General features: G+C 39.2%; 23 protein-coding genes. 14 read left to right on the top strand and 9 right to left on the bottom strand.

Annotation, left to right across the window (positions count from 1 at the left end; genetic code table 11):
* Positions 1-166 precede the first annotated feature (166 nt).
* The 4 genes from ACH6EI_RS13875 to ACH6EI_RS13860 all read left to right on the top strand — a co-directional run bounded on the left by ACH6EI_RS13875 (position 167) and on the right by ACH6EI_RS13860 (position 4,421).
* Positions 167-397: a YkvS family protein gene (locus tag ACH6EI_RS13875; RefSeq protein WP_013056869.1), complete on the top strand. Its 231-nt coding sequence runs from the start codon at positions 167-169 to the stop codon at positions 395-397.
* Between the two features lie 194 nt (positions 398-591).
* The gene (locus ACH6EI_RS13870; RefSeq protein WP_108674651.1) at positions 592-1,482 is read left to right on the top strand and encodes an ATP-binding protein; all 891 of its coding nucleotides are present in this window, start codon (positions 592-594) and stop codon (positions 1,480-1,482) included.
* A gap of 11 nt (positions 1,483-1,493) precedes the next feature.
* A complete protein-coding gene (locus ACH6EI_RS13865; protein ID WP_108674652.1) occupies positions 1,494-3,410 on the top strand; it encodes a vWA domain-containing protein in 1,917 nt (638 codons plus the stop codon).
* Between the two features lie 99 nt (positions 3,411-3,509).
* Positions 3,510-4,421 (top strand): EamA family transporter, encoded by a 912-nt coding sequence (locus ACH6EI_RS13860; RefSeq protein WP_028413501.1) that lies wholly within the window; start codon positions 3,510-3,512, stop codon positions 4,419-4,421.
* A gap of 36 nt (positions 4,422-4,457) precedes the next feature.
* Here the strand turns inward: ACH6EI_RS13860 and lacZ are convergent, their stop codons facing one another.
* Positions 4,458-7,562 carry a beta-galactosidase, LacZ type gene (gene lacZ / locus ACH6EI_RS13855; protein WP_108674653.1) on the bottom strand — a complete coding sequence of 1,035 codons (3,105 nt, stop codon included), beginning with the start codon at positions 7,560-7,562 and terminating at the stop codon, positions 4,458-4,460.
* Between the two features lie 138 nt (positions 7,563-7,700).
* Between lacZ and ACH6EI_RS13850 the strand changes: the two genes are divergently transcribed.
* From ACH6EI_RS13850 to ACH6EI_RS13835, 4 genes are all read left to right on the top strand, one after another.
* Positions 7,701-8,519 (top strand): AraC family transcriptional regulator, encoded by an 819-nt coding sequence (locus ACH6EI_RS13850; RefSeq protein WP_226313325.1) that lies wholly within the window; start codon positions 7,701-7,703, stop codon positions 8,517-8,519.
* A 146-nt stretch (positions 8,520-8,665) separates the two neighbouring features.
* Positions 8,666-9,142 carry a site-2 protease family protein gene (locus tag ACH6EI_RS13845; RefSeq protein ID WP_028413498.1) on the top strand — a complete coding sequence of 159 codons (477 nt, stop codon included), beginning with the start codon at positions 8,666-8,668 and terminating at the stop codon, positions 9,140-9,142.
* Between the two features lie 158 nt (positions 9,143-9,300).
* Positions 9,301-9,783 carry a GNAT family N-acetyltransferase gene (locus tag ACH6EI_RS13840; RefSeq protein WP_108674655.1) on the top strand — a complete coding sequence of 161 codons (483 nt, stop codon included), beginning with the start codon at positions 9,301-9,303 and terminating at the stop codon, positions 9,781-9,783.
* 18 nt (positions 9,784-9,801) lie between these two features.
* Complete coding sequence (locus ACH6EI_RS13835) at positions 9,802-10,587, top strand: ABC transporter ATP-binding protein (protein ID WP_028413496.1); 786 nt, start codon at positions 9,802-9,804, stop codon at positions 10,585-10,587.
* Position 10,588: 1 nt separating this feature from the next.
* Here ACH6EI_RS13835 and ACH6EI_RS13830 read toward each other — a convergent pair whose 3' ends face one another.
* The 3 genes from ACH6EI_RS13830 to ACH6EI_RS13820 all read right to left on the bottom strand — a co-directional run bounded on the left by ACH6EI_RS13830 (position 10,589) and on the right by ACH6EI_RS13820 (position 13,407).
* Complete coding sequence (locus ACH6EI_RS13830) at positions 10,589-10,783, bottom strand: hypothetical protein (protein ID WP_013056879.1); 195 nt, start codon at positions 10,781-10,783, stop codon at positions 10,589-10,591.
* A gap of 101 nt (positions 10,784-10,884) precedes the next feature.
* On the bottom strand, positions 10,885-11,427 hold the full coding sequence (locus ACH6EI_RS13825) for a GNAT family N-acetyltransferase (protein ID WP_028413495.1): 543 nt from the start codon (positions 11,425-11,427) through the stop codon (positions 10,885-10,887).
* 102 nt (positions 11,428-11,529) lie between these two features.
* On the bottom strand, positions 11,530-13,407 hold the full coding sequence (locus tag ACH6EI_RS13820; RefSeq protein ID WP_108674656.1) for a terpene cyclase/mutase family protein: 1,878 nt from the start codon (positions 13,405-13,407) through the stop codon (positions 11,530-11,532).
* A 142-nt stretch (positions 13,408-13,549) separates the two neighbouring features.
* Here ACH6EI_RS13820 and ACH6EI_RS13815 point away from each other — a divergent pair, with 142 nt between their 5' ends.
* The 3 genes from ACH6EI_RS13815 (at position 13,550) to ACH6EI_RS13805 (ending at position 16,496) form a co-directional block, all read left to right on the top strand.
* A complete protein-coding gene (locus ACH6EI_RS13815) occupies positions 13,550-14,590 on the top strand; it encodes a C45 family autoproteolytic acyltransferase/hydrolase (RefSeq protein WP_108674657.1) in 1,041 nt (346 codons plus the stop codon).
* 11 nt (positions 14,591-14,601) lie between these two features.
* A complete protein-coding gene (locus tag ACH6EI_RS13810) occupies positions 14,602-16,104 on the top strand; it encodes an NAD(P)H-hydrate dehydratase (RefSeq protein ID WP_108674658.1) in 1,503 nt (500 codons plus the stop codon).
* 113 nt (positions 16,105-16,217) lie between these two features.
* Positions 16,218-16,496: a hypothetical protein gene (locus ACH6EI_RS13805; protein WP_223260155.1), complete on the top strand. Its 279-nt coding sequence runs from the start codon at positions 16,218-16,220 to the stop codon at positions 16,494-16,496.
* A 40-nt stretch (positions 16,497-16,536) separates the two neighbouring features.
* Here the strand turns inward: ACH6EI_RS13805 and ACH6EI_RS13800 are convergent, their stop codons facing one another.
* From ACH6EI_RS13800 to ACH6EI_RS13790, 3 genes are all read right to left on the bottom strand, one after another.
* Positions 16,537-17,427, bottom strand: coding sequence for a PhzF family phenazine biosynthesis isomerase (locus tag ACH6EI_RS13800; protein ID WP_108674659.1), 891 nt, complete (start codon positions 17,425-17,427; stop codon positions 16,537-16,539).
* Positions 17,428-17,529: 102 nt separating this feature from the next.
* On the bottom strand, positions 17,530-18,195 hold the full coding sequence (locus ACH6EI_RS13795; protein WP_108674660.1) for a hypothetical protein: 666 nt from the start codon (positions 18,193-18,195) through the stop codon (positions 17,530-17,532).
* Between the two features lie 164 nt (positions 18,196-18,359).
* Positions 18,360-19,133, bottom strand: a complete 774-nt coding sequence (locus ACH6EI_RS13790; protein WP_108674661.1) for a sulfite exporter TauE/SafE family protein — start codon at positions 19,131-19,133, stop codon at positions 18,360-18,362.
* A 122-nt stretch (positions 19,134-19,255) separates the two neighbouring features.
* On the opposite strand from ACH6EI_RS13790, the gene ACH6EI_RS13785 reads away from it, so the two are divergent.
* Entirely contained in the window at positions 19,256-20,023 is a 768-nt protein-coding gene (locus ACH6EI_RS13785; protein WP_108674662.1) for a TrmB family transcriptional regulator, read from the top strand.
* Positions 20,024-20,051: 28 nt separating this feature from the next.
* Here the strand turns inward: ACH6EI_RS13785 and ACH6EI_RS13780 are convergent, their stop codons facing one another.
* On the bottom strand, positions 20,052-20,678 hold the full coding sequence (locus ACH6EI_RS13780; RefSeq protein WP_014460265.1) for an FMN-dependent NADH-azoreductase: 627 nt from the start codon (positions 20,676-20,678) through the stop codon (positions 20,052-20,054).
* A 198-nt stretch (positions 20,679-20,876) separates the two neighbouring features.
* Here ACH6EI_RS13780 and ACH6EI_RS13775 point away from each other — a divergent pair, with 198 nt between their 5' ends.
* The gene (locus ACH6EI_RS13775; protein ID WP_108674663.1) at positions 20,877-21,596 is read left to right on the top strand and encodes an SDR family NAD(P)-dependent oxidoreductase; all 720 of its coding nucleotides are present in this window, start codon (positions 20,877-20,879) and stop codon (positions 21,594-21,596) included.
* Between the two features lie 87 nt (positions 21,597-21,683).
* Here ACH6EI_RS13775 and ACH6EI_RS13770 read toward each other — a convergent pair whose 3' ends face one another.
* The gene (locus ACH6EI_RS13770) at positions 21,684-21,818 is read right to left on the bottom strand and encodes a hypothetical protein (protein WP_264158850.1); all 135 of its coding nucleotides are present in this window, start codon (positions 21,816-21,818) and stop codon (positions 21,684-21,686) included.
* Between the two features lie 233 nt (positions 21,819-22,051).
* Here ACH6EI_RS13770 and ACH6EI_RS13765 point away from each other — a divergent pair, with 233 nt between their 5' ends.
* Positions 22,052-22,615, top strand: coding sequence for a class I SAM-dependent methyltransferase (locus ACH6EI_RS13765; RefSeq protein WP_108674664.1), 564 nt, complete (start codon positions 22,052-22,054; stop codon positions 22,613-22,615).
* Positions 22,616-22,622 lie beyond the last annotated feature (7 nt).

Below are 22,622 nucleotides of genomic sequence, written 5' to 3'. Positions count from 1 at the left end.
ATACATAATAAAAAATACAGCGTTTGTTTGCAGAATGAAAATGGACAAACATATGGTGTTTAACCATGGATGTTTGTGGGAAAATAAACTAAGTATTTTCAACAAAAAGTAAATTAAATTGTGTTTTCACTTATAAAAAACACGGTAAATTGGAAAAGGTGGGGTCATGATGGACGTAGAAAATACACAAGGTACAGAAGAACAAGCACCTAAAGTCAAGGCAGCTAAAGTTGGCGATACGATTCAGCCTAAAAAAGGCGACTATAAAGGATTTAAAGGAATTGTTATGGTAGTGCGAGACAATTCGGTTATCGTAGATTTTGGAAAAGATGCTGAAACAGGCGAATCCATGAAAACAGTCGTTAATCATAAAAACTATAAAATCGTAAAAAAGTAGGTGAATAACCTACTTTTTTTTACTGAATATATGTTTAAAGACGGCGATTTTTCTACCGGAAACTTTAGAGAAACGCATAGGTAAAGCAATTCTTTGAGAAGAAGAATGTTTTTTAGTAAACTATAGAAAGTATGTAGAAAGAAAGGATTTTTAGTAAACTATAGAAAGTATGTAGAAAGAAAGGATTTTTTGTTATGTCAATTCAATTATCACAATTATCATTACCAAAAGAGGTTCTTTCGCTTTTAGCGAATCGTAAATATGAAAATCTGTCTCATGCTGATCAGCTATTAATCGGAAAAGGCGGCTATACAGCAGAAGAAGCAGATATTTTAGAAGATGCCATTATTGCCTTATCACTAGGGAAAAACGTACTTTTAAAAGGGCCAACAGGTTCAGGTAAAACAAAGCTTGCTGAAACGCTGTCGCATTTATTTTCTCAGCCGATGCATAGCGTTAACTGCTCGGTGGATTTAGATGCAGAAGCGCTGCTTGGCTTTAAAACAATTTCTGAACAAGAAGGGAAAACAGGTATCGAGTTTGTAGAAGGACCTGTTATTCAGGCAATGAAAAAAGGCCATTTATTATATATTGATGAAATTAACATGTCGAAACCTGAAACGCTTCCTATTTTAAACGGGGTACTTGACTACCGGAAAATGATTACAAACCCATTCACTGGAGATGTAGTGCGCGGTCAGCAAACATTCGGCGTAGTAGCGGCTATTAACGAAGGGTATGTTGGGACTGTTCCATTAAACGAAGCGTTAAAAAATCGTTTTGTTGTCATTGAAGTGCCATATATTCAAGGGAGCAGCTTAAAGCAAGTTCTAATGTCTCAGTCTCAGTTAAAAGACGAAAAATTAATTGATAAATTTGTCACGTTCTCTGCAGATTTAATTACTCAAGTTCAAAGCGGCCATGTATCAGAAGAAGCTGCGTCTATTCGTGCGCTTATTGATACGTGTGATTTAGCTCTTTATATGCCGCCTCTTCGCGCGATTAAACGCGGTATTATTGAAAAGCTAGAAGATGAAAGGGAAAAAGCCGCCATTCAAAATATTGCTGAAACATTATTTGAGTAAGGAGTGGCGCTATGCGATTTATTAAATTTAACGACAAAAATGTAGATTCCTTTCTCTATATGGAGCTGGCAGATTTAACGAAAACATTAACAAAAAATGATGAAATTGAAGTAGAGTATCGCGTTTCATCTTATTATGATCCTGTACACGGCATTATTTATCTCAGTCACTTTTGGGATAACCGTCCAGAAGAAGACAAAGTGTACGGCTTAAAAAGTGATGTATTTTTAAGAAGTATTGGAAGCTATAAGCATTCAAACTTCAAAGAAATTAATGCATATTTAAAGAAAATAAATAAAACGTCGGTACCTAGCTTAGCTAAGCAGCTGTTTATGCTGTTTGAAGATATTCGTTTAGAAGAAGTATGCAAACGCGAACGTCCTGGAACGAAAAAAGCCTTCGCCGTCAGAAGGCAGCTCTATAGAAAATATTTTGCTACACAAATGAGCGCAAATTTAACAAAAAGCGTGTACACGGATGCACTTTTTAACGGCATTTACTTGCTATTAACGGCTGAAAATCCGTTTGAAGAAATTCCTTCAATGAGTGAATCGATTAACTTAGCGATGCCTTTTATTCGCAGACAGCTAACAAATGTATATGAAGCGAAAACAACAAAAGACGTATCGCGCATCTGCCTTGAACTCATAGATGTTTTTGATGATATTATCGAAAAAGATATGCTTAATACTTATTTCTTCTTGGCTGAACTTCAGTATGATCAGTTAGAAGAAGGGTTAACATTTGAAGATTTAAAACGCAAAGATTCATTAGTGAACGATGATATTTTAGAACATGAAAAAGACGGAGATGAAGACATTCACGAAGAGAAAATGGAAATGTGGCATCGAGAGACAAGCGAAGCGACGCAAAGTTTTCTGCAGTTTGATATGGATCAAGGTTCAAAAACAGATATGTTAGGCGATGGGGTTCGTGAAGGCGACGATGGAGATCAAGCAATGGGCATGGTGCAAGGATCTTCTCAAAAAACATCCCGGAACGATTACTCTCAAATCGAAGCCATGGAGCAAACGCATCCGGAAAAAGACGGGGAAGCGGATTATGAGTATGGGAAAGAAAATAAGCATGCCTATGCTGTGTTTGTAGATTCTAAACTTCCAAGCGACGATCACGTTGTTCAGTATGATGAGAATAAAAAAATCATTGCATCGTATCAAAAAAAATTAAAGCAAATGATTGAAAAAACGCTTGAACATAAAAAAACGCTACCTAGAAGCGAGCTGCACTTTGGCCGATTAAATAAAAAACTTCTAAAACTATGGACGGATGATAATCCTCGTTTGTTTTATAAAAAAGATGAAGATTCTGCCCAAATTGATGCTGTGTTTTCTCTTCTAGTTGACTGTTCGGCATCGATGTACGACAAAATGGATGAAACGAAGCTCGGGATTACGCTATTTCATGAAGCGTTAAAGTCTGTTATGGTGCCTCATCAAATTGTTGGATTTTGGGAAGATACAAATGATGCTACTGAAACAAGCCAGCCTAACTACCTGCAGACGGTGATGGACTTTCAAGCATCATTAAAGCGTAAAAGCGGTCCTGAAATTATGCAGCTTGAGCCTGAAGAAGACAACCGTGATGGATTTGCCATTCGCCATATGACACGCCGCTTGCTTCAGCGTTCTGAACAGCAAAAGTTTTTACTTGTGTTTTCAGACGGTGAACCAGCCGCTATGGGATATGAACAAAATGGTATTGTAGATACGCACGAAGCGGTATTAGAAGCACGCAAGCACGGAATTGAAGTCATCAACGTCTTTTTATCCAACGGGGAAATTGATGAAGGACAAAAGAAAACCATTCAAAATATGTACGGCAAATATAGTATTCTAGTACCAAACATCGAAGAACTTCCCGATGTGCTATTTCCTTTACTCAAGAAATTACTTCATAAAAGCATTTAAAAAAAGTCGAAGCATATTGCTTCGACTTTTTTTGCTATTGACCGTTAATGCGGAGGGAGGTAAGTTAAATATATATGAAAAAGAGAGAAGAAATGGTAAGTGGAAGGAGTTCAAACTTCATCTAAAAGAGCGTGGGGGCTGCTGCTTGTAATCATTGGTGCCACGATGTGGGGAGTGTCTGGCACGGTAGCTCAATATTTATTTCAGCATAAGAGTTTTAACGCAGAGTGGCTGGTCGTCGTTCGTATGTTAGTATCTGGATTGCTGCTTTTGGCAATAGCCTCTAAGCAGCGCAATATTTTTGCAATTTGGAAAACAAAAGAAGAGAGGACTTCGCTGCTTTTGTTTGGTGTAATCGGTATGCTCGGCGTGCAGTATACATATTTTGCAGCTATTGAAGCAGGAAACGCTGCTACAGCTACAGTGCTTCAATATACGTCGCCAATATTTATTATTGGCTATTTAGCCGTGCAAGCAAGAAAGTGGCCGGTGAAAGTAGAAATGATTTCTGTTGCGCTCGTCATAACGGGGACATTTTTTCTTGCAACAAGCGGAAATTTTAACGAGCTGTCTATTACAGGATGGGGGTTGTTTTGGGGGATTGGAGCAGCTGTGACGTCTGCTTTTTATACGCTTCAGCCTAAACGTCTTCTTGCAAAATGGAGCTCAGTTGAAGTAGTAGGCTGGGGAATGGTAATAGGCGGCGTAAGTTTTTCATTTATTCATCCGCCGTGGCATATAGCCGGTGAGTGGTCGCTATTGTCGCTGTGTGCGGTGCTATTTGTGATTATCTTTGGAACGCTCATTGCCTTTTATTGCTACTTGGAAAGTTTGAAGCACATTGGCGCTTCTGAAGCCATTGTTCTTGCGTCAGCAGAGCCTTTGTCAGCAGCGGCGCTCTCTGTTCTATGGCTTCATGTGACTTTTGGGTGGACGGAGTGGCTAGGTACAATTCTTATTATCGCTACGGTATTTTTGCTTTCTCAGCGAAAGCCAGAGGTGACATCATAAGTAAAAAGGACTTTCATTTGAAAGTCCTTTTTATTTTTATAGAGGTTTTAGCGTAAACGTGTTTGTATACGAGCGGTTGGCGTATAGTGTGTAATCAGGATGTGTTTTAGCTCCCCAGCTGTCGTCTCCGCCAACGCCCATTTGCTTGTAGTTAACCCGCACGGTTACGGAATCGCTTAACGGCAATTTGTAAAAATGATCGTAAGCCTCCAGTTCAAAAGGTGAGTAAGGTAAAGCATTCAGCTCGACTGTTGGCAAACCTTTTAGTAAAAAGCCGCGTCCTTGATCGTTTGTAATAGTTGCCCATCTAACGTCCGTTTTGTTTCCGCATTCTTGAGGGCGTAAATACGGTGTAACTTGCTCTTTTACACTGCCTTTATGAAGGCCAAGCTTAGCGCCAGTTTTACGATCCCAATAATTTTCATGAGGGCCTCTGCCGTACCATGTTAAAGAATCAAAAGCCGCATCCATCGTAAACAGCATCCCAATTTCAGGAATTTCAGGCATTGACTCAGAAGGTGCTAAAGATTGTTCAATCTTCATTTCACCATCGTTATATAGCGTATACGTTACATAGCAAGAAGCAAGAGAGATGTCTAAAGCTAGCTCAACCGAAATGATAACAAAGTCAATTTGCGGTTGAACACTTACTTTTTTTACGTGCTGCTCTAAACTTGCTTGACGCCACGTTTGACATCTTTCATGCAATTTATTGCCGAGGTCATTATCGGTGATTGCGCGCCAAAAGTTCGGACGGAAACCCGATGCAAGCAGCTCGGTATGCTCATAGTTGTAAGAGATAAACTGCCCTTTTTGCTTGTCAAAAATAGCCGTGAAGTTAGTTCCTGTAACCGTCAGCGTTTGTTCGTTTTGGTCAACTGATAAAGCAGGATAAATAGCTTTTACTGAAGGTACAGCGGTTTTGGCAGGCAGTACAAACTGTTCGTACGCCACTTCATATCCAGCTGAAGCCCAGGCTGTATCTTTGGATAATCTGATAGAAAGAGTTAAAACAAATTCATCAGTTTCGTTTTCTTGCTCGTAAAAAGGATAAGAAAGCGTCAGTTCGTCTGTACCATCAGGATCTACATTTAAAAGGGACGCATGCTTTTCAAGTAGTTCACCGTTTTTTTCAACAGTCCAAACAAAATCATAGGCGTTCAAGTTTGTAAACAGGTGTTTGTTTTGAACGGCAAACTTTCCTTTTGCAGCGTCGACTGCTGTCCACTTTACAGGCTGATAGCATTTTTTTACTTCTGCAATTTTCGGGCTAGCTGTCCCATCAGCAAAGATTAAGCCGTTTCCGCAGAAGTTGCCGTCGTTAGGCGTATCACCAAAATCTCCGCCGTAAGCTAAGTAAGAAGTACCGTCTTCTGCTGTTGTTTGAAGAGCTTGATCTTTCCAGTCCCATATAAAACCGCCTTGCAAGATTGGATATTGATCGAACAGCTCCCAGTATTTGTATAGATTTCCGCAAGAATTACCCATCGCATGACTGTATTCACACAGAATATAAGGTTTTTTCGGATTCATTAAAGCATAGCGCTCTACATCTGCTGGCTTAATGTACATCGTGCTTTCTATATCAGAAGCATCATAGTCGCGGTGATGGAAGATTCCTTCATAATGAACAAGTCTCGTGGAATCTTTCTCTTTTAAAAAAGTATACATATGCTGAAAGTTTTCTCCGCCAAATGATTCATTACCAAGCGACCAAATAATAATAGAAGGGTGGTTTTTGTCACGTTCGTACATCGAACGACAGCGATCTAGTACGTTTTCTTTCCATTCTGGCTTGCTTCCTGGAACGGCTTTTTGCTCGCCTTCTTGTAAATAAGTCCACGTTCCGTGCGTTTCTAAATTGGTTTCATCAATTACGTACAGTCCGTATTCATCACACAGCTCATACCATACTGAATCGTTAGGGTAATGGGATGTACGCACTGCGTTAATATTATGCTGTTTCATCAGCAAAATATCGTGAATCATGTCTTTGCGTGTGATGCCTGCACGGCCTTTTACTGAATCAAATTCGTGGCGATTTACTCCTCGAAGTACAATACGCTTGCCGTTGATTGTCATAAGGCCATTCTTTAGTTCAAACGTACGGAAGCCGACTTTACAGCTTTCCGTTTCGATAATAGAACCAGCAGCATTCTTTAAGCTGAGTACAAGGGTATACAAATTAGGACTTTCTGCGCTCCATTTTGCAGGGCTTTTAATGTGTGTACGTAAGGACGCTGTATATTGATCGCTTACACTTACATTTGTTTGCAGCGGAGCTTGTAGTACTTCTTGGCCATTCGCGTCATACAGCATGACTTCAAATGTTAGATCTTGAGTATCGTGCTGAAAGTAATTTAAAATATCAGCTGAAACGCTAAGTTCACCATCTTCGTAGTTGTTATCAAGCGACGAACGAACGCTAAAGTCATAGATGTGAACCGGTGGAGTAGAGTACAGATACACATCTCGGAAGATGCCGCTCATTCGCCAAAAATCTTGGTCTTCAAGCCAGCTTGCGTCACTCCAGCGATATACTTCTACTGCTATCGTATTTTCACCATCTTGAAGATAAGAAGTTATATCAAATTCAGCTGGAGTAAAGCTGTCTTCGCTGTATCCAACAAACTCACCGTTAACCCAGACGTAAAAAGCAGATTCGACGCCTTGGAAGCTGACGTACACCGGCTGATTTTCCCATTCTGATTTAGGTGTAAAAGTACGGACGTACTGACCGACAGGGTTATATTTAGTCGGTGCAAAAGGAGGTTCGAGGTTTTCGTTTTCAACCCAAGGGTATGTCACGTTTGTATATTGAGGATAGTCATATCCTTGCAGCTGCCAGTGTGAAGGAACTGAAATAGAGTCCCATTTCTTATATGAAAATTCAGGAGCGAAAAAGTTTTTGACGCGGCCATCCGCATTTTCAGCAAAATGAAAGTACCAGCTTCCATTTAAGCTTTGGTAGTAAACAGAAGATTTTCTATCATTTTTTAAGGCCTCTTCGACCGTTTGATAAGGCATTAGTAAAGCGTGTGCTTTCGAACGGTTCAATTGAAAAATTTCAGGGTTGTTATTCCATTCAGGGTATCCGTTTGCAGGTGCTGTATAATTAAATTTCTTGCCGGTTTTTAACATGTCGATCCCTCATTTCTAGATTACTAGGTTATTAGTTTATATGAAAATGATAACGTTTTCTGAAAACCTTATCAATCTAATTATTTTCATGATAATATAACTATATTCACATAAAAAGGAGGAAGTAATGTGGACCGTATGTACTTTCCGGCTCTTTCAGATGAAGATATGAAACTGCCATTCTATGTTACAAGCGCTGGAAGTTGGAGACATCAAACGCATATTAAACGTCAGGGAGAGTTTCCTGATTATCAATGGATTCAATGTATAAAAGGAAGAGGCGAGCTTCGTGTAAATGACGAGGTTTATATTATAAAAGAAAATGAAGGGATGTTTCTGACGCCGCATGTTCCGCACGAATACTACCCCATTACGAGCGAATGGCAAGTATGCTGGGTTTCTTTTAATGGAAGTGTAATTGATGATATCATGCTTTCTCTTCAATTTATTAATTCCGGAAAAATCGTCCTTACACATGCTGAAAGCCTTTATAGGATGCTGCAAGAGCTAATGGATCGATTAGAAGAAAATCATACCTCTAGCACCATGAAGTGCTCTGAACTACTATATAGCGTCATTTTGAAACTTCGCCAAGACAGCGTATATATAGAAAGCAAAAGTCGCCTGCAGCAAATTACTCAGCTAAACCCAGTCCTTCGCTATATTGAGAAATATTATCATCAGCCGTTAACGCTAGAAGTACTGGCGAAGCAGCTCAACGTAACAGAGCAGTATACGTGTTTGCTTTTTCAACAATCTCTTGGTATCCGGCCGTTTGAATACGTAACGCGCGTCCGAATTCAAAAAGCAAAGAAACTGCTGCTTAAAAACAACCAAATCTCTGTACAAGATATAGCAAGACAAGTAGGGTATGAACATCCAAGCTATTTTATCAAGCGCTTCAAAGAACAAGAAAACGTGACTCCAACTGTTTTTCGGAAAATGTATTTTTCATAAGTTACATACATTGGGTTTTATCTAGGTTATAAGAAATGATGTGGATGCTAGTTATTTCGTATGAGTTTTAAAAAAGAATTTAAATGTAGTTTTAAGTAAAAACGGGGAGGAAAAGTAGAGAGAAGAAACAAAAAGGAGGGATAAACGTGTTTGGGTTAAATGATCTTCCAAAGTTTGTGTGGTCATTCTGTCTTGTATTGCCACTTGTATCATTTGTTCATCAGCTGGGGCATTCCGTCATGGCAATTATTTTCGGAGGGAAGGTCGATTTTACTATTGGGCGGGGGAAAACGATTCTTAAAATGGGGAAGTTTAAAATTAAGTCAGTCTATTTTCTAGACTCGTTTTGTAAATATGAAAATCTTAAGAACGACAGTCGCTTTTCCCATGCAGTGGTGTATGCGGGCGGTGTACTGTTTAATTTACTTACTATTTTTATAATAAATGGATTAATTATGGCTAATATTCTGCCTGAAGATATATTTTGCTATCAATTTGTTTATTTTTCAGTCTATTATGTTATTTTTTCACTGCTGCCAATTCAATATACAGAAACATCTGCAAGTGATGGACGTGCTATATATAACGTATTACGGTACGGGAAAACGTGTGATCCAGATTAAAGGGCTGTGTGTAGCAGCCTTTTTTGGTGCCTTTTTTCTGTTTCATTTAAATAAAAAAAGGAAAACTTTACGAAAAGAAAATAGTAGCGGATAATAAAGATAGTAGATGTTGGAATGGAAGAAAGGAGAGGATTTATACGATTATTGAGACAGAGCGAATGACGCTGCGAGCTATGGCTGAAAGCGATGCAGGCAATTTAATGAAAATATTTGAAGATGCTGAAGCAATGAAGTATTATTCTTCTACTAAAAATGAACAAGACACATATCGCTGGATTCAATGGATGAAGCAGCATTATCAAACATATGGCATTAGCATGTGGATCGCTGAGGATAAACAGAATCGAGAGTTTCTAGGGCAGTGCGGCATGGTTCTTCAAAAAGTAGACGACAAGGTAGACCCGGAGCTTGGCTATTTATTTTTACGCAGCCGCTGGGGAAAAGGCTATGCGAGTGAAGCAGCAAAAGCTTGTTTAGATTATGGCCTTCATACGCTGAAATTTCAGAAGATTATATCATTAATTGATCCGGCCAATTATCCATCGATTAAAGTGGCTGAAAGAATTGGCATGAAAAAAGAAAAGCAAGTTAACAAATGGGATAAATCATTATTCTTTTATAGTATATATAATGAAAAATGAGAGTAAAGGAGTGTTAGCATGATCAACATTAACAACGTTTCGGTAAAACGAGCAGAAAAAGAAATTTTAAAAAGCGTGTCGTGGTCAGTGGAAAAAGGGGAACATTGGTGTTTGCTTGGGTTAAATGGTTCCGGAAAAACGACGCTTTTAAATATCATCAACGGATATATCTGGCCTACAAAAGGGGAAGTAGAAGTTCTTTCAAGGAAATTTGGAGAAACAAATCTGTCTGAGCTCAGAAAAGAAATTGGATGGGTAAGCTCTTCGCTTCAACAGCGGTTTCGAGATGACGATACGGTTGTAGAAATGATTTTAAGCGGAAAATTTGCATCTATTGGGTTATATGAACAAGTGGAGCAAAAAGATATGAACCAAGCCATAGAATTAATGAAGCTGCTAAATTGCGAAGATTTACAAAATCAGGCCTACGGAACACTTTCTCAAGGAGAGCGCCAGCGAGTGCTAATTGCTCGAGCTCTTATGGCTTCACCAAAGCTTTTAATACTTGATGAGCCATGTACAGGTCTAGATATAATGGCCCGAGAACAGCTTCTTCAGCTGATTGCAAAAATGGCAGAGCAGCCAAATGCTCCTACGCTTATTTATGTTACTCACCATGTAGAAGAAATTTTGCCTTGCTTTACCCATACGCTTTGTATGCGCCAAGGAGAAGTGTTTTCTTCTGGAAAAACGAAAGACCAGCTCACTGAGCCGCATCTTTCTAAATTTTTTAATCACTCCGTAGAGATTCAGCAGCAGAAGGAACGCACTTGGCTGTCATTAAAAGAACCGGTAAAAAGCTGAGCTAGCGTCGAGAAACCTTCTTACATACCATGGGAAAAAGAGCGCTGCTTGCAATGGAAACAAGCTCATTGTGGAGATAATGTTTACATGCTACATAAATAGTGGTGCTGCAAATAATATCAATGAGTAAAAAAGCAGCAATGTCATGTTTATCAATGGTTACAAATACAAAAGAAGAGGAATCATAAGCTGTCATCGTTGGCTCCTTTGGTTATATCGTTATGTTACTTTATTCACAAAAGGCTTGGGCTATACGAACTTTTAAAGAAGTACGATGATGACAGCTGATTCTCTCCTCTAAAGCTGATAATACTCTTGTTCGAGTATACTCATGATAATATCTGTCTGAAATGCTTCTTCAATAAAAGCACCTTCACGCTCTATTCCTTCTTTTACAAAACCGCATTTTTCATAACAAGCAATGGCTCTATGGTTGTATTCGAGCACTCGTAAATCGACTCTGTGCAAGTGAAGGTGTTCAAATGCGTATGCCAGCACCAATTTTGTAACTTCAGTGCCAAGCCCTTGATTCCAAACGGAAGAATCAAATAAACCAATAGCATACCGTGCGCGCCGGTCGTACTCGTTAACGGTCAGCCGGGCTTCTCCAACAAACTGCTGCTGATATTCAACACACCAATTCAGCTTTTGAGACTTTATGTACTCGACGTGCCGCTTGGCATCTTGTAATGTAAGAGGTTTTAAGTTTCGGGTATCGCCTCCGTACATACGAATAAGCTCTTTTGTTTGCTTGCACGCTAGATAGTCATGTACATCGCTGTCTTTTGGTTTTCTTAGTATCACGTTTTTTCCTTTTAAAAGTGGTGAAACATTATTCATTTGATGCATCCTTTCTTTCCTAACATTAAAAAGGTATTCCACTTGTCTCCTAAAAAAACCTGCTTTTATGTATAAAAAGAAACAGCTATAGGCGCTGTTTCTTTACGAAGAATGTTTTTTTGCGTAGTGGGCAAGTGCAAGAAGAGGGAAAATATCATTGTAGCTGTGGTACTGAATATAAAATTGTCCAGGAAGACCAATTCCCGTGGGATAATGAATTTGCTGCTCTGTAAGATTTGGATTCAGTAAAAATTTAATTCCTTTTTCAACGGCTCGATCTTTTAATGGACATATTGTCATTAAAGCATCGAGAGCCCAAGCCGTTTGAGAAGGAGTGCTAAACGATAGTGGCACATATTTTTTTAAAGAAGCGCTATAGCATGATTCTCCGAAGCCGCCGTCTTCTTGTTGAATGCTTTTGAGCCAATTGATGGCTTTGATGATACGCGGATCAGAAGCAGAAATGCCTACAGCACGGAGTCCTGTAATAGCGGCCCACGTTCCGTAAATGTAGCAAACACCCCACCGGCCGTACCAGCTCCCGTTATCCAATTGATGATCAAACAGCCATTTTACTGCAGCTTTAATCGAAGGATGGGATTTATTCATACCGGCAAAATTTCCGAGGCACTCAAGCACTCGACCGGTTAAATCGGCAGTAGCCGGATCCGTCGCTGCATCTTTTGCGTTTTCAAGCGGCAGATAAGTAAATAAGATAGAGTCGGTATTTTTTTCAAATGCAGCAAAACCCCCGTCTTTGTTTTGCATGGACAACAGCCAGTTAATGCCTCTTTGCCAAGACTCCAAATAATCTGTATCGGTTTGTGCTCTTCTAGAAAGAGCTCTGATAGCAGCAGACGTATCGTCTAAGTCAGGGTTATTCGTATTAATATCGGAAAACCCCCAGCCTCCAGGTGCTGTATTCGGGTTATGAAACTGCCAGTCTCCAAGCTTTGTATGCTGTCTTTTCTTTAAGTAACGGGTTGTGCCTTTAATCATGGGATCCTGTTGCGGTACCCCGGCTTCTTGTAGAGCGTAAGATAGCAGGGCGGTATCCCAAACGGTTGACGTGGAGTTTTCCACGTGCAAGTGGCCGCTGCATGTACTAAGTAGTGAACAAATACCGTCAATTGCTTTCTGAACCACAAAGGAATCTTTTTTATAGCCAAGAGCCAAAAGACCGTAAATCATAAAAAAAGTAGAGGTGGCGTAGCTGTAGAGTGTTCCATCTTTTTCAATTCTTTCTAGCATGTAACGCTCGGCTGCTTGATAACCAAGCTTGTGGATGTAAGACGGTAAAGAAGCCAGTTGTTTTAAATGGTCGACTAAAAAAATAGAAGCGCGTGATTCTTGAGCAGTTTCATTCGATTTCTGTTTCTGTTCTCTTACATCTAAATGAGAAAGAGAAGGTGTATGCCTAGAAGTAAGTGAAAATTTTTTGTTTCCCGCTACCATCATCGGAACGAAGTGAATTCTGGCATAGGTGCTTAATTCATAAAAATTAAGCGGTACATAGGTAGGCACGAGCAAAAGAGAAAGCGGGAGGTAAAATAGCTTTGGCCACTCGTATAAGCCGTTCACACAAAGCATCCATCTTGTGAGAAAATGAGCGCGAGAAATGCCTCCTGAATCTATAATATATCTTTCTGCTTTTCGCAAAATCCGGTCATTTTTTTGGTAATAGCCTGAATATAAAAGAGCTGTATAAGCTTGAATAGTGGCGGATAAGTTATGTTCTTCATCATCAAACAACGTCCAAAGACCCTCTTCATTTTGAAGGGAAACGATCCGTTCGGTTAATTGTTTAATCAACACTTCTTTATCTAAATCAAAGGTGCGAAGAAGCATAATTAAAAACGCATCAGGCATAACGCCTGTTTCAAAACAGTAGCGAAATGACCCGTCATTTTTTTGTGTTGGGCGCAGATAGGCGATTCTTCGCTGAATCTCTAGCTGAACTTCCTTTAGCAATATGATCACCTCTTATAATAATGCTTTTCAATCTTTCGACCTGTTTCTTTATAACTGTATTCAAAGGAAGAGAGTTCTATGAGAGGAGAAAGTTGCAAAGAATAGAGCGCTTGCTGCACAATAAAGGTACTGGAAAATTGGAGTGATAGAAGTGAAAGAAATACAGGTAGAAGTCATTCAAGGACGAGGCTCTTACCGAGAGCTTGGTAAAATGCAAGGGAAGTTACATAAAGGAACAAAGCTGTTTGAAAATCATCAAAAAAGAAGAAAACGTTCATTACGAAGCTATCAAACGATAGCAAAAGAAGCTCGTCATTATTACGACTTATTTGCTCCTGGACTGTGGGATGAGCTGGTGGGCTTAGCAGAAGGTTTAGATTGGCCTCTTGAAGACGTTATACATGAGTACAGCGGGTATCAGCAAGAGTGGAAAAAAACGGGATGTTCGGCTCTTATGCAGCACGGCGTGTACGTGCGAAACTACGATTATCATCCTAAAACCTACGAAGGTCGATTTTTGCTTTTTCAGCCAAATGAAGGATATGCAAGCGTCGGGTTTGGAACGAGAATGATTGGGCGAATGGATGGAATGAACGAAAAAGGATTAGCAATTGGCTATCATTTTGTTAATCGCCGCCGTCAAACAAACGGATTTATTTGCTGTACGCTTGCTCGGTTTATTTTAGAAACATGTGAAACGACAGAAGAGGCTGTTGCTATTTTAGAAAGGGCACCACACCGTCATGCGTTTAATTATTCCATTTATGACCGCAGCGGACAGGGAGCAGTAGTCGAAGCATCTGGACGAGGCGTTCATGTACAAAGAGGAACGATGATGGGGTGCACGAACCATTTTAATCAGCTAGTCGAAGAAAATCGTCATCATTTGGTAGAGTCAAAGGAAAGGCTCGATCATATTCGAGATCATATTGAAAAAAAGCTATCGCCTCTTGAAGCTTTCTCTTTATTTAATGAAGATGAACACGGTATTTTTAAAGAAGATTACCGGAATTCTGCTGGAACGCTTCATACAGTGGCGTATGTACCGGAGACGCTGCAAGTCATTGTGGGGATTGGACGCAAAGCAAAACCTCTCATTTTTTCGTTTGAGGATTGGGTGAAAGGAGAACAATTAACTATAACGAAAATAAAAGGAACGGTAAATACGGACGAACCATTTCCGTTTCAGTAAGGAGCAGCATAATGAGAATTGTAACGAATCAAGAGATGTATCAAGTAGATGATTATATGATGAATACAATTGGGATGAGTGAAGAGTCCCTTATGGAAAATGCCGGGCAGGCTGCTGCAAACGTGCTGAGTGAGCGAATAGAAAAATATGAAAACATAGGGCTGCTTATAGGAACGGGAAACAACGGAGGAGACGGCTTTGTTATTGCCCGTGCGCTGAAGTCAAAAGGCTATGAAGTTGACGTCTGGGTAGTTCCTGCACGGGAAAAAATAAAAGGGGCAGCTAAAAAAGCCATGATCATCTATGAAAATGCCGGGTTCACGTGGCAATCGGCGGGAGATAACTTCTCTGTAAAAAAGTATACGGTGATTATTGACTGTCTACTAGGAATAGGAGTAAAAGGCAGCATCAAATCTCCTTATGATAACATTATAAAAAAAGTAAACGATTCTAATGCTTACATATACAGCATCGATGTCCCAAGTGGAGTAATGGAACAGAAGCAAGAGCTTACGGTACGTGCAGATGCTACGATTACGCTTCAGCAGCCGAAAGTCACGGCATTTACATACCCGAGCAAAGAAAGCTATGGTGAATTGATTGTAGTAGATATCGGTATCCCACCGCTAGCAATTGAAAAAAGTTCATCTTTTAAAGAAATATGGTCAACGCAGCATATTAAGAAATCTTTTCCTATTCGGAACGCTTCGTCCAATAAAGGTACACACGGAAAAGGAATCGTAATAGGAGGTTCACTCCAAACACCTGGAGCGCCGATGCTAACGTCAAAAGCAGCACTCACCAGCGGAGCAGGGCTTTTAACTCTTGGGCTTCCAAGTGATATTCATGCGATTGCAGCTGCTCACATGTTGGAAGTGATGTATAAACCATGTCCAAGCAAAGATGGCTTTTTTGCAGGCGAGATTCCTTTAGAAGAAGCGAAGTATGATGCGATTGCAGTCGGACCGGGGCTTGGGAGAACGAAAGAAACGAAGAAAGTAGTCGAACAAGTGCTTCAACAGCCGGTTTCCGTTGTGGTGGACGCCGATGGTCTTTTTCATCTTCCCCATTTAGAAAAAGAAGTAAAAGAAAGAGAACACGCAACGATTTTAACGCCTCATCCGGGGGAAATGGCAAGGCTCGTGGACACAACAATCGCCGAAGTAGAAGCAAATCGATTTTCAATATCTAGGCAATACGCAGTAGAAAATGGTGTGTACCTTGTATTAAAAGGTCCAAATACGATTGTTACAACACCTGACGGAAAACAATACGTAAATGTAACTGGAAACGCGGGACTTGCGAAAGGTGGAACGGGTGACACGTTAACAGGGATCATCCTCGCTTTTATCATGCAGCATGATTCTCTTCAAGAAGCAATCAGTAATGCGGTATATGTTCACGGAAAAGCGGCGGATGTGCTGCTGGACCAGGGGCATACAATGATAGATATGTTAGCAAGCGACGTTATTTCTGCACTTCCGGCAGTCTTCGAACAGCTGAGTGAGAAGTAATTTCTTCTAGATTATTAAAATTTGTTGACAAAATCCTTCAAAAAGTTGTCAAAACTCTGTGTAAATGATAACGTTATTTTACGTAAGATTTTACATAGAAAGAAAGTGATGTTGTGTACTACTCAATGAGACCAAGAGGCATTCATTTAGCCGTGCCTACACTTTTCTTCCTTATTACAGTCGTGTTATTTGCGATGATGCAGTTTGGTTTTTATTTGGATTCCAGCATTCTTCGTAAAATTTGGGTCATCATTATGGCTTTATTGCCCATTGCTGGACTAATCACGGCTATTAAAGGGAGAAGAGGAAGCGCAAAGCCGTGGTTAATTATAGGGAACGTGATTCTTATTTTAACCGTTACAATAATGAGCGTACAAGCTATTATTTATTAAACAAAAAAACGTGTTCGCCAAACAGGCGGACACGTTTTTATTAGGAAAGAGAAACGATTTGCTTTGTTACATAGGCAGCTTCTCCTGCGATTACCACACCATACGTATTCTCTTTTTTTGTAATTTCTACATGAACGAAGCCATCTCTATCTATTTCCTGTCCTTGCTCAATCACAAATTGCCAGCGGTCGTTATCTTGCTGATCCACATATCTCGCATAATAGGCGCCCATCACGCCTGATGCTGTTCCAGTTACAGCATCTTCTACCGTACCCGAAAATGGTGAAGAGAAATGTCTTCCGTGCATATGAGCTTCTGAGTGAATTGTTTCAAAACAAAAGGGATGAATAGATGCTTTTGGCATATCAGTTAAAATATGAGGGAAATCTTCTTGATTAGCCTTCATCTTTTTACAGGCATCTAAATTTTTTAAAGGTACAATAAGCGTCCAGTTTCCTGTACTTCCATATACAATAGGAAGTCTTTGATCAAGGTCATCAATATGAAGATTAAGAGCTTTTGCCAGCTTTTCTTTTGAACCTGAAAACGGATGAAACTGTGGAGAAGCTTGAGTCATGGTGATAACAGGTTGTCCGTTTCTACTCTGTACAGTCATAGGCAAAATTCCAGCATTTGTTTCCACTGTAAATGTAGTCTTTTGAAGTTTGTTTTTACTATGTAAAGCATAAAGAGAAGCGACAGTCGCATGGCCGCACAAATCCGCTTCTTGTCCAGGCGTAAAGTATCGAATTCGTAAATCAGCGCGGGAAGACTTCATGATAAAAGCCGTTTCGTTAAACTGTGCTTGATAAGCAATCTTCTGCATTTCTTCAGTCGAAAAATCATCTCCGTTAAACACAATTCCCGCAGGATTTCCTTTATTAGGGCGCGTGCTAAACGCGTCGTATTGATAAACAATCGCTTTTTTCATAAAAATCCCCCCCATTTTTATATCATTATATGAAAGCTATAACCATCGTTATTTAGAATAAAAAAACAGCAGTTTTTACCTGCTGCTTTTCACTTTGCAGAACTATTCTTGCATCGCGGCATTTATTCCTTCTTTTCTAATTTCTAGCATATGAGTAGCTTTTTTATCAATACCTTTAGCTGTATCGGAAGAAATGACGCCCACGCTGCTTAAGTCATAGGCAAGACTTGTAACAAGCAGTTGCTCTCTTTGTGCTAGTGTGCCGTATGTAAGTGCAGCGGTTTTAGATTGAATGCCACTCATATTTAATTCATCAGTAGAAGAAGCTGTCTCTTTTTTTGAAGCTATTACTTCTTGATAAAGAAAATCATATCCTCCAAACCCTACTTGGGCAATTAGAAAGTTATAAATGTCATCGACCGATTTTTTCGAAGGCTGAGAAAAAGCTCTTTGAAATTTATTGCGCGGTAAAAAGTTTAGTGCCGCCTGTCTTCCGTCTTCATAAATTTTTTCTTGTATTTCTTTAGTTGCTTTTTCATCGTTTTTTTTCTGTGCTGCATCTAGCTGTTTGCGATATTTTTGAATAATGACTCCGTCCTGCTGATTGTTTCCCTCTTTGAAAGTAGCTGCGGCTTGTGGAACATCTGACGTTGCTAGCGTCTCAGTAGCGTTCTCTGAAGAAGAAAAGAACGTATTTTTGACAAAAATAAGTGCAAAGATCAGCAAAATAAACCATAAAAACCTAAATTTCTTAAACAAAATGTTCACCTCTGTATAATGTTTCTAAATTATGTAAAACAACATCGACCAGTATACAACAATTTTAGTGGTTTTTTACACATTTACCCAAAAATAAGAAAATAGTAAGAGGTGGTTTTATTAATCTAATAGATATATAGGTTCATTGTTATAGTTCTAAAGAAACCATTGATCTATTTGTACTGATTCACATAATCAAATATGTTTTTGCTAATAAGGCTTAAAGTGACAAGAATAAAGAGCGTTCGGACGTACGTCACGCCTTTTGATAGAGCGACATTTGATCCAACAAAAGAACCCACAATCATCGCAAACCCCATAATTAATCCGTAAGAAAATACAACAGAATCAAAATATAAAAATACAAGCAAAGCACCTAAATTACTGCCGAAATTTAAAAATTTTGCGCTGCCTGCTGACTGCAGGAAATCAAACCCCATAAATAAAAAAGCAAATAAAATAAATGAACCTGTGCCTGCTCCTAAAAATCCATCGTAAAAGCCAATAATAAAAATAAGTGCAGTAAAGAAAATAAGTTTCTTAATAGACAGCGGCTTATATGTGGACGTGGTGCCCCAGTTTTTTTTGAAGATTGTATAAATAGCAACTAAAACAAGGAGAATCAAAATAACAGGTTTCAAAAAAGCAGAGGATAGAAAATGAACGGTGATTGAACCTCCTAAAGAACCAACAAATACAAAAGGAAACCATTTACCTACGACGCGAAAATCGACTTTCCCGGATTTGACAAATCGAATGGTACTCGTTAATACGCCCATCGTTCCAGCTAATTTATTTGTAGCTAAGGCAGCAGCGGGAGGCAGGCCTAAAAATAAAAGGGCAGGCGTTGAAATTAAACCGCCTCCGCCAACTACAGAGTCAATGAATGCAGCTAAAAAACCAAATAGTAAAAGCAAAAGAACAATCTGTAAACTTAATTCTTCCATAAAGCACCTTCCTCATGTCATAATATATAGTGACTACTTAAATAGTAACTATATAAAAAGCAGTTGTAAATATGTAAATGATGAAAATTTCAAATAACTTAAAAAACATGGAGGCTTCCTTTATGGAAAATATTATTCAGCAGCTGCAGTGGCTTGGATTTAATCAGTATGAATCAAAGGTATACGTGACGCTTGTCAAAAAAGGATCTTCCACTGCTTATAGCATTAGTAAACATTCAGGTGTGCCAAGAGCGCGTGTATACGATATTTTACAAACACTAGAGGAAAAAGGCATGGTGTTAAAAGAAGAGAGTAATGATGGCACTCAGTACACGTCGCTGCCCGTCGATGCTTTTTTGCATTCACTGCAGAAAAAATGGAACGAAACGTATGAAGACGTTAGCGAAACGCTTAAACGTCTTGAAGCTGCAGAGTCTATAGAAGAAAGCCGGGTTATGACGATGAAAGGAGAAACTGCCATTCTTGCTTTTTGTGAGTCGATATTGTTAAAAGCAAAAAATAAAATTGTCATCTCGCTTTGGCCCGATATTTATAATGAGTTGAAGCCTCTTTTCTTACAGCTAAGGGAGAGGGTAAAACTAAAAGGAATTGTGTTTGAACAAGATGAAGCGATGGAGGAATTTGACCGGCACCGTCATACAAGCTATACCGAAAACATTGGGAATCAAAACTGGTTTATTATATCTGTTGATAGCAGTGAAATGATTTATGGTCATAAAGAAATGGCTTACTATACAAATAACGCAGTCAACATTAATTTACTTGAAAACTATATTTGGCATGATATTCTCGTTAACAGGCTTGTAGAAAAAAGTGATCAGGAAATGGACAGGTGGATTGAAAAGGAAAGAGAAAGCTTTTTTGCGTAGAAAAACCCGCTTTACGCGGGTTTTTGTATTAAAAAGTTTGTGCAAGTTTTTTTGCTTCTGCTATTCCTTTTTCTTTAATTTCTTGGGCTTTGTCTGGCATTGCGTTATGCCCTTCGACAAAAATGCCGTCTAATGAAGGGACTCCAAAGAAATTCATCATAATTCCAATATAACGATGTCCCATTTCCATCTCAGCTGCAGGACCTTCAGAATAAATGCCTCCGCGTGCTTGAATATGAAGCGCTTTTTTATCCGTTAATAGCCCAACGGGACCTTCTGCCGTGTATTTAAATGACTTACCCGCTACGGCTACAGAGTCTAAATAAGCTTTCATAACCGGTGGAAACGAAAAGTTCCACATTGGCGTTACAAAAACATATTTGTCCGCTCCTACAAACTGTTCGCTCAGTTCTGCAAGGCGATTGACCTTTTCTTGTTCGTGAGAAGAGAGTTCCGAGCCAGACTGCAGTTTGCCCCATCCGCTAAATACATCTGCATCAATATGAGGGATATTTTCTTTATAAAGGTCAATATGTACAACTTCGTCACTTGCATTGTGCTCTTTGTAAGCATCGATAAACGCTTTTCCAGTTGCCATACTGAATGATTGAGACTCATCGTGAGGATGAGCTGTAATATAAAGTACTTTTGCCATGTCTTATCATCTCTTTCTTATTTGGAATAATGTACTGTCTTATCGTTATCACTCGTATAAAAAACTATACGTTCTTTGTCAGGTAAGCTAAAAAAGAGCGCAAGAAAGGGATGTTCATATAGAAAATAATGGTATAATAAATGTTCGAATATTTACATAAAAAGTATGTATAACAGAAAGTAGACAAGAGGTGTCGAGATGAAAGAAAAATGGATAATCGTCACGGGTGCAGGTTCTGGAATTGGCAAAGAAATTGTAAAAGAATGTGTGTCGAAGTGCTATTCAGTTATTGCTTGTGATATTAATGAAGGAGCTTTGAAACAGCTAGCTGAAGATACGAAAGGTCATATTGAAACATATGTAATAGATGTTAAAGAAGGGAAGGACGTAAAAAACCTTTTTTATCAAATAAAAGATAAAAATTTATATGGATTAGTAAATAATGCAGGCGTGTATTTAGGAAAAAATTTATTGGATTATGAAGAAAGCGAAATAGATTTTGTGATGGACATTAATATTAAAGGATGTATTTATTTTTCCAAATATTTTGGCGAATTATTAATGGAAAAGGAAACAGAAGGAGCGATTATTAATATATCGTCCGTATCGGGAATGGAAGGAAGCTCCGATGCTATATATGGAATGTCTAAAGCAGCGATATTAGGATTAACCAAGAGCTGTGCAATGAATTTTTCTCCTTATATCCGGGTGAATGCCGTAGCACCTACAATGGTAAATACCAATATGATGAAAAATATTCCAGAGTGGCGCAAAAATGAATACATCGCTCATCAGCTGGTTCCAAGCTTTGTTACGCCTCAAGACGTGGCAGATACGGTTCTTTTTTTGCTGAGTCCTCAAGCAAAACATTATACAGGAGCTACCTTTGATTTAAATAGCGGATGTTATTTGCGCTGAATACTCTTTCAAAAGAGATTGAGACATAACTGCCTCAATTCAATTTAAAGGCGAAAAAGTGGCATTAATAATCTAGTATGACGCTTGTTACACCGCAGTTGATTTCCGTGCAAGACTGCGCTTTCCGCGGGCGGCCGATGAGCCTCCTCGTCGCTTGCGCTCCTGCGGGGTCTCATCTGTTCCGCTTTTCCCGCAGGAGACTCCGTCTTGCCCTCCAATCACCGGCTAGAAGCTGCTACATACCTGAAACCTACGTTCACCATAACCATAAAAAATCCGAACGAACTTGATTCTCAATAAAGAATCTCAATTCATCGTTCGGATCTTTCTTCAACTAAAATACGTTTGTCACATCCTCCTTTTTATTTTCTTAAGAATTCTTAAGAAATTTACTTAACGTTTCTTTAGTTTTTTTTTCTATTCTAGAAAGAAAGAGTAGAAAGAAGGAATAGAAAATGAACTTAGCTTTTATGTATCAATATTTTCACCAGCCGCGAACGGTAGGAGCACTTTTGCCAAGCTCTACGCACTTAGCAAAAAAAATGGTAAAAGGGATTGATTTTGAACATGCAGCCTGTATAGTAGAGTACGGGCCAGGAACCGGAGTTTTCACCCGTGAATTAATAAGAAGACGAAGCGCTCAGACAACTTTGCTTCTTATCGAATACAATCGGCATTTTTACGAAAAAGTAAAGGAACAAGTAAGAGATGAAAAAAATGTGTATGTGATACACGGATCCGCTGAACATGTTCAAAAGTACTTGATACAGTATGATATTCCAAAAGTGGATTACGTACTATCAGGTCTTCCTTTTGCTTCTTTAACGTCTGAAGTGTCGGACTGTATCTTGCAAAACACGCGCAGCGTATTAGCCGATGAAGGGAAATTTATTACGTTTCAGTATACGAATTTAAAAAAACAGCTAATCCGCTCGTTTTTCCCGCACATTAAAGTTGAAAAAGAGTGGAGAAACGTTCCTCCCGCATACATTTTTACATGCGAAAAGAATGAGATATAAGGAGTTT

The sequence above is a fragment of the Priestia sp. JSM ZJ58 genome (genome assembly GCF_044383985.1).
In the GTDB taxonomy this organism is placed as follows: Bacteria; Bacillota; Bacilli; order Bacillales; family Bacillaceae_H; genus Priestia; species Priestia zanthoxyli.
The sequence above is the reverse complement of the archived record's forward strand: the minus strand, read 5'-3'. Positions and strand labels throughout refer to the sequence as shown.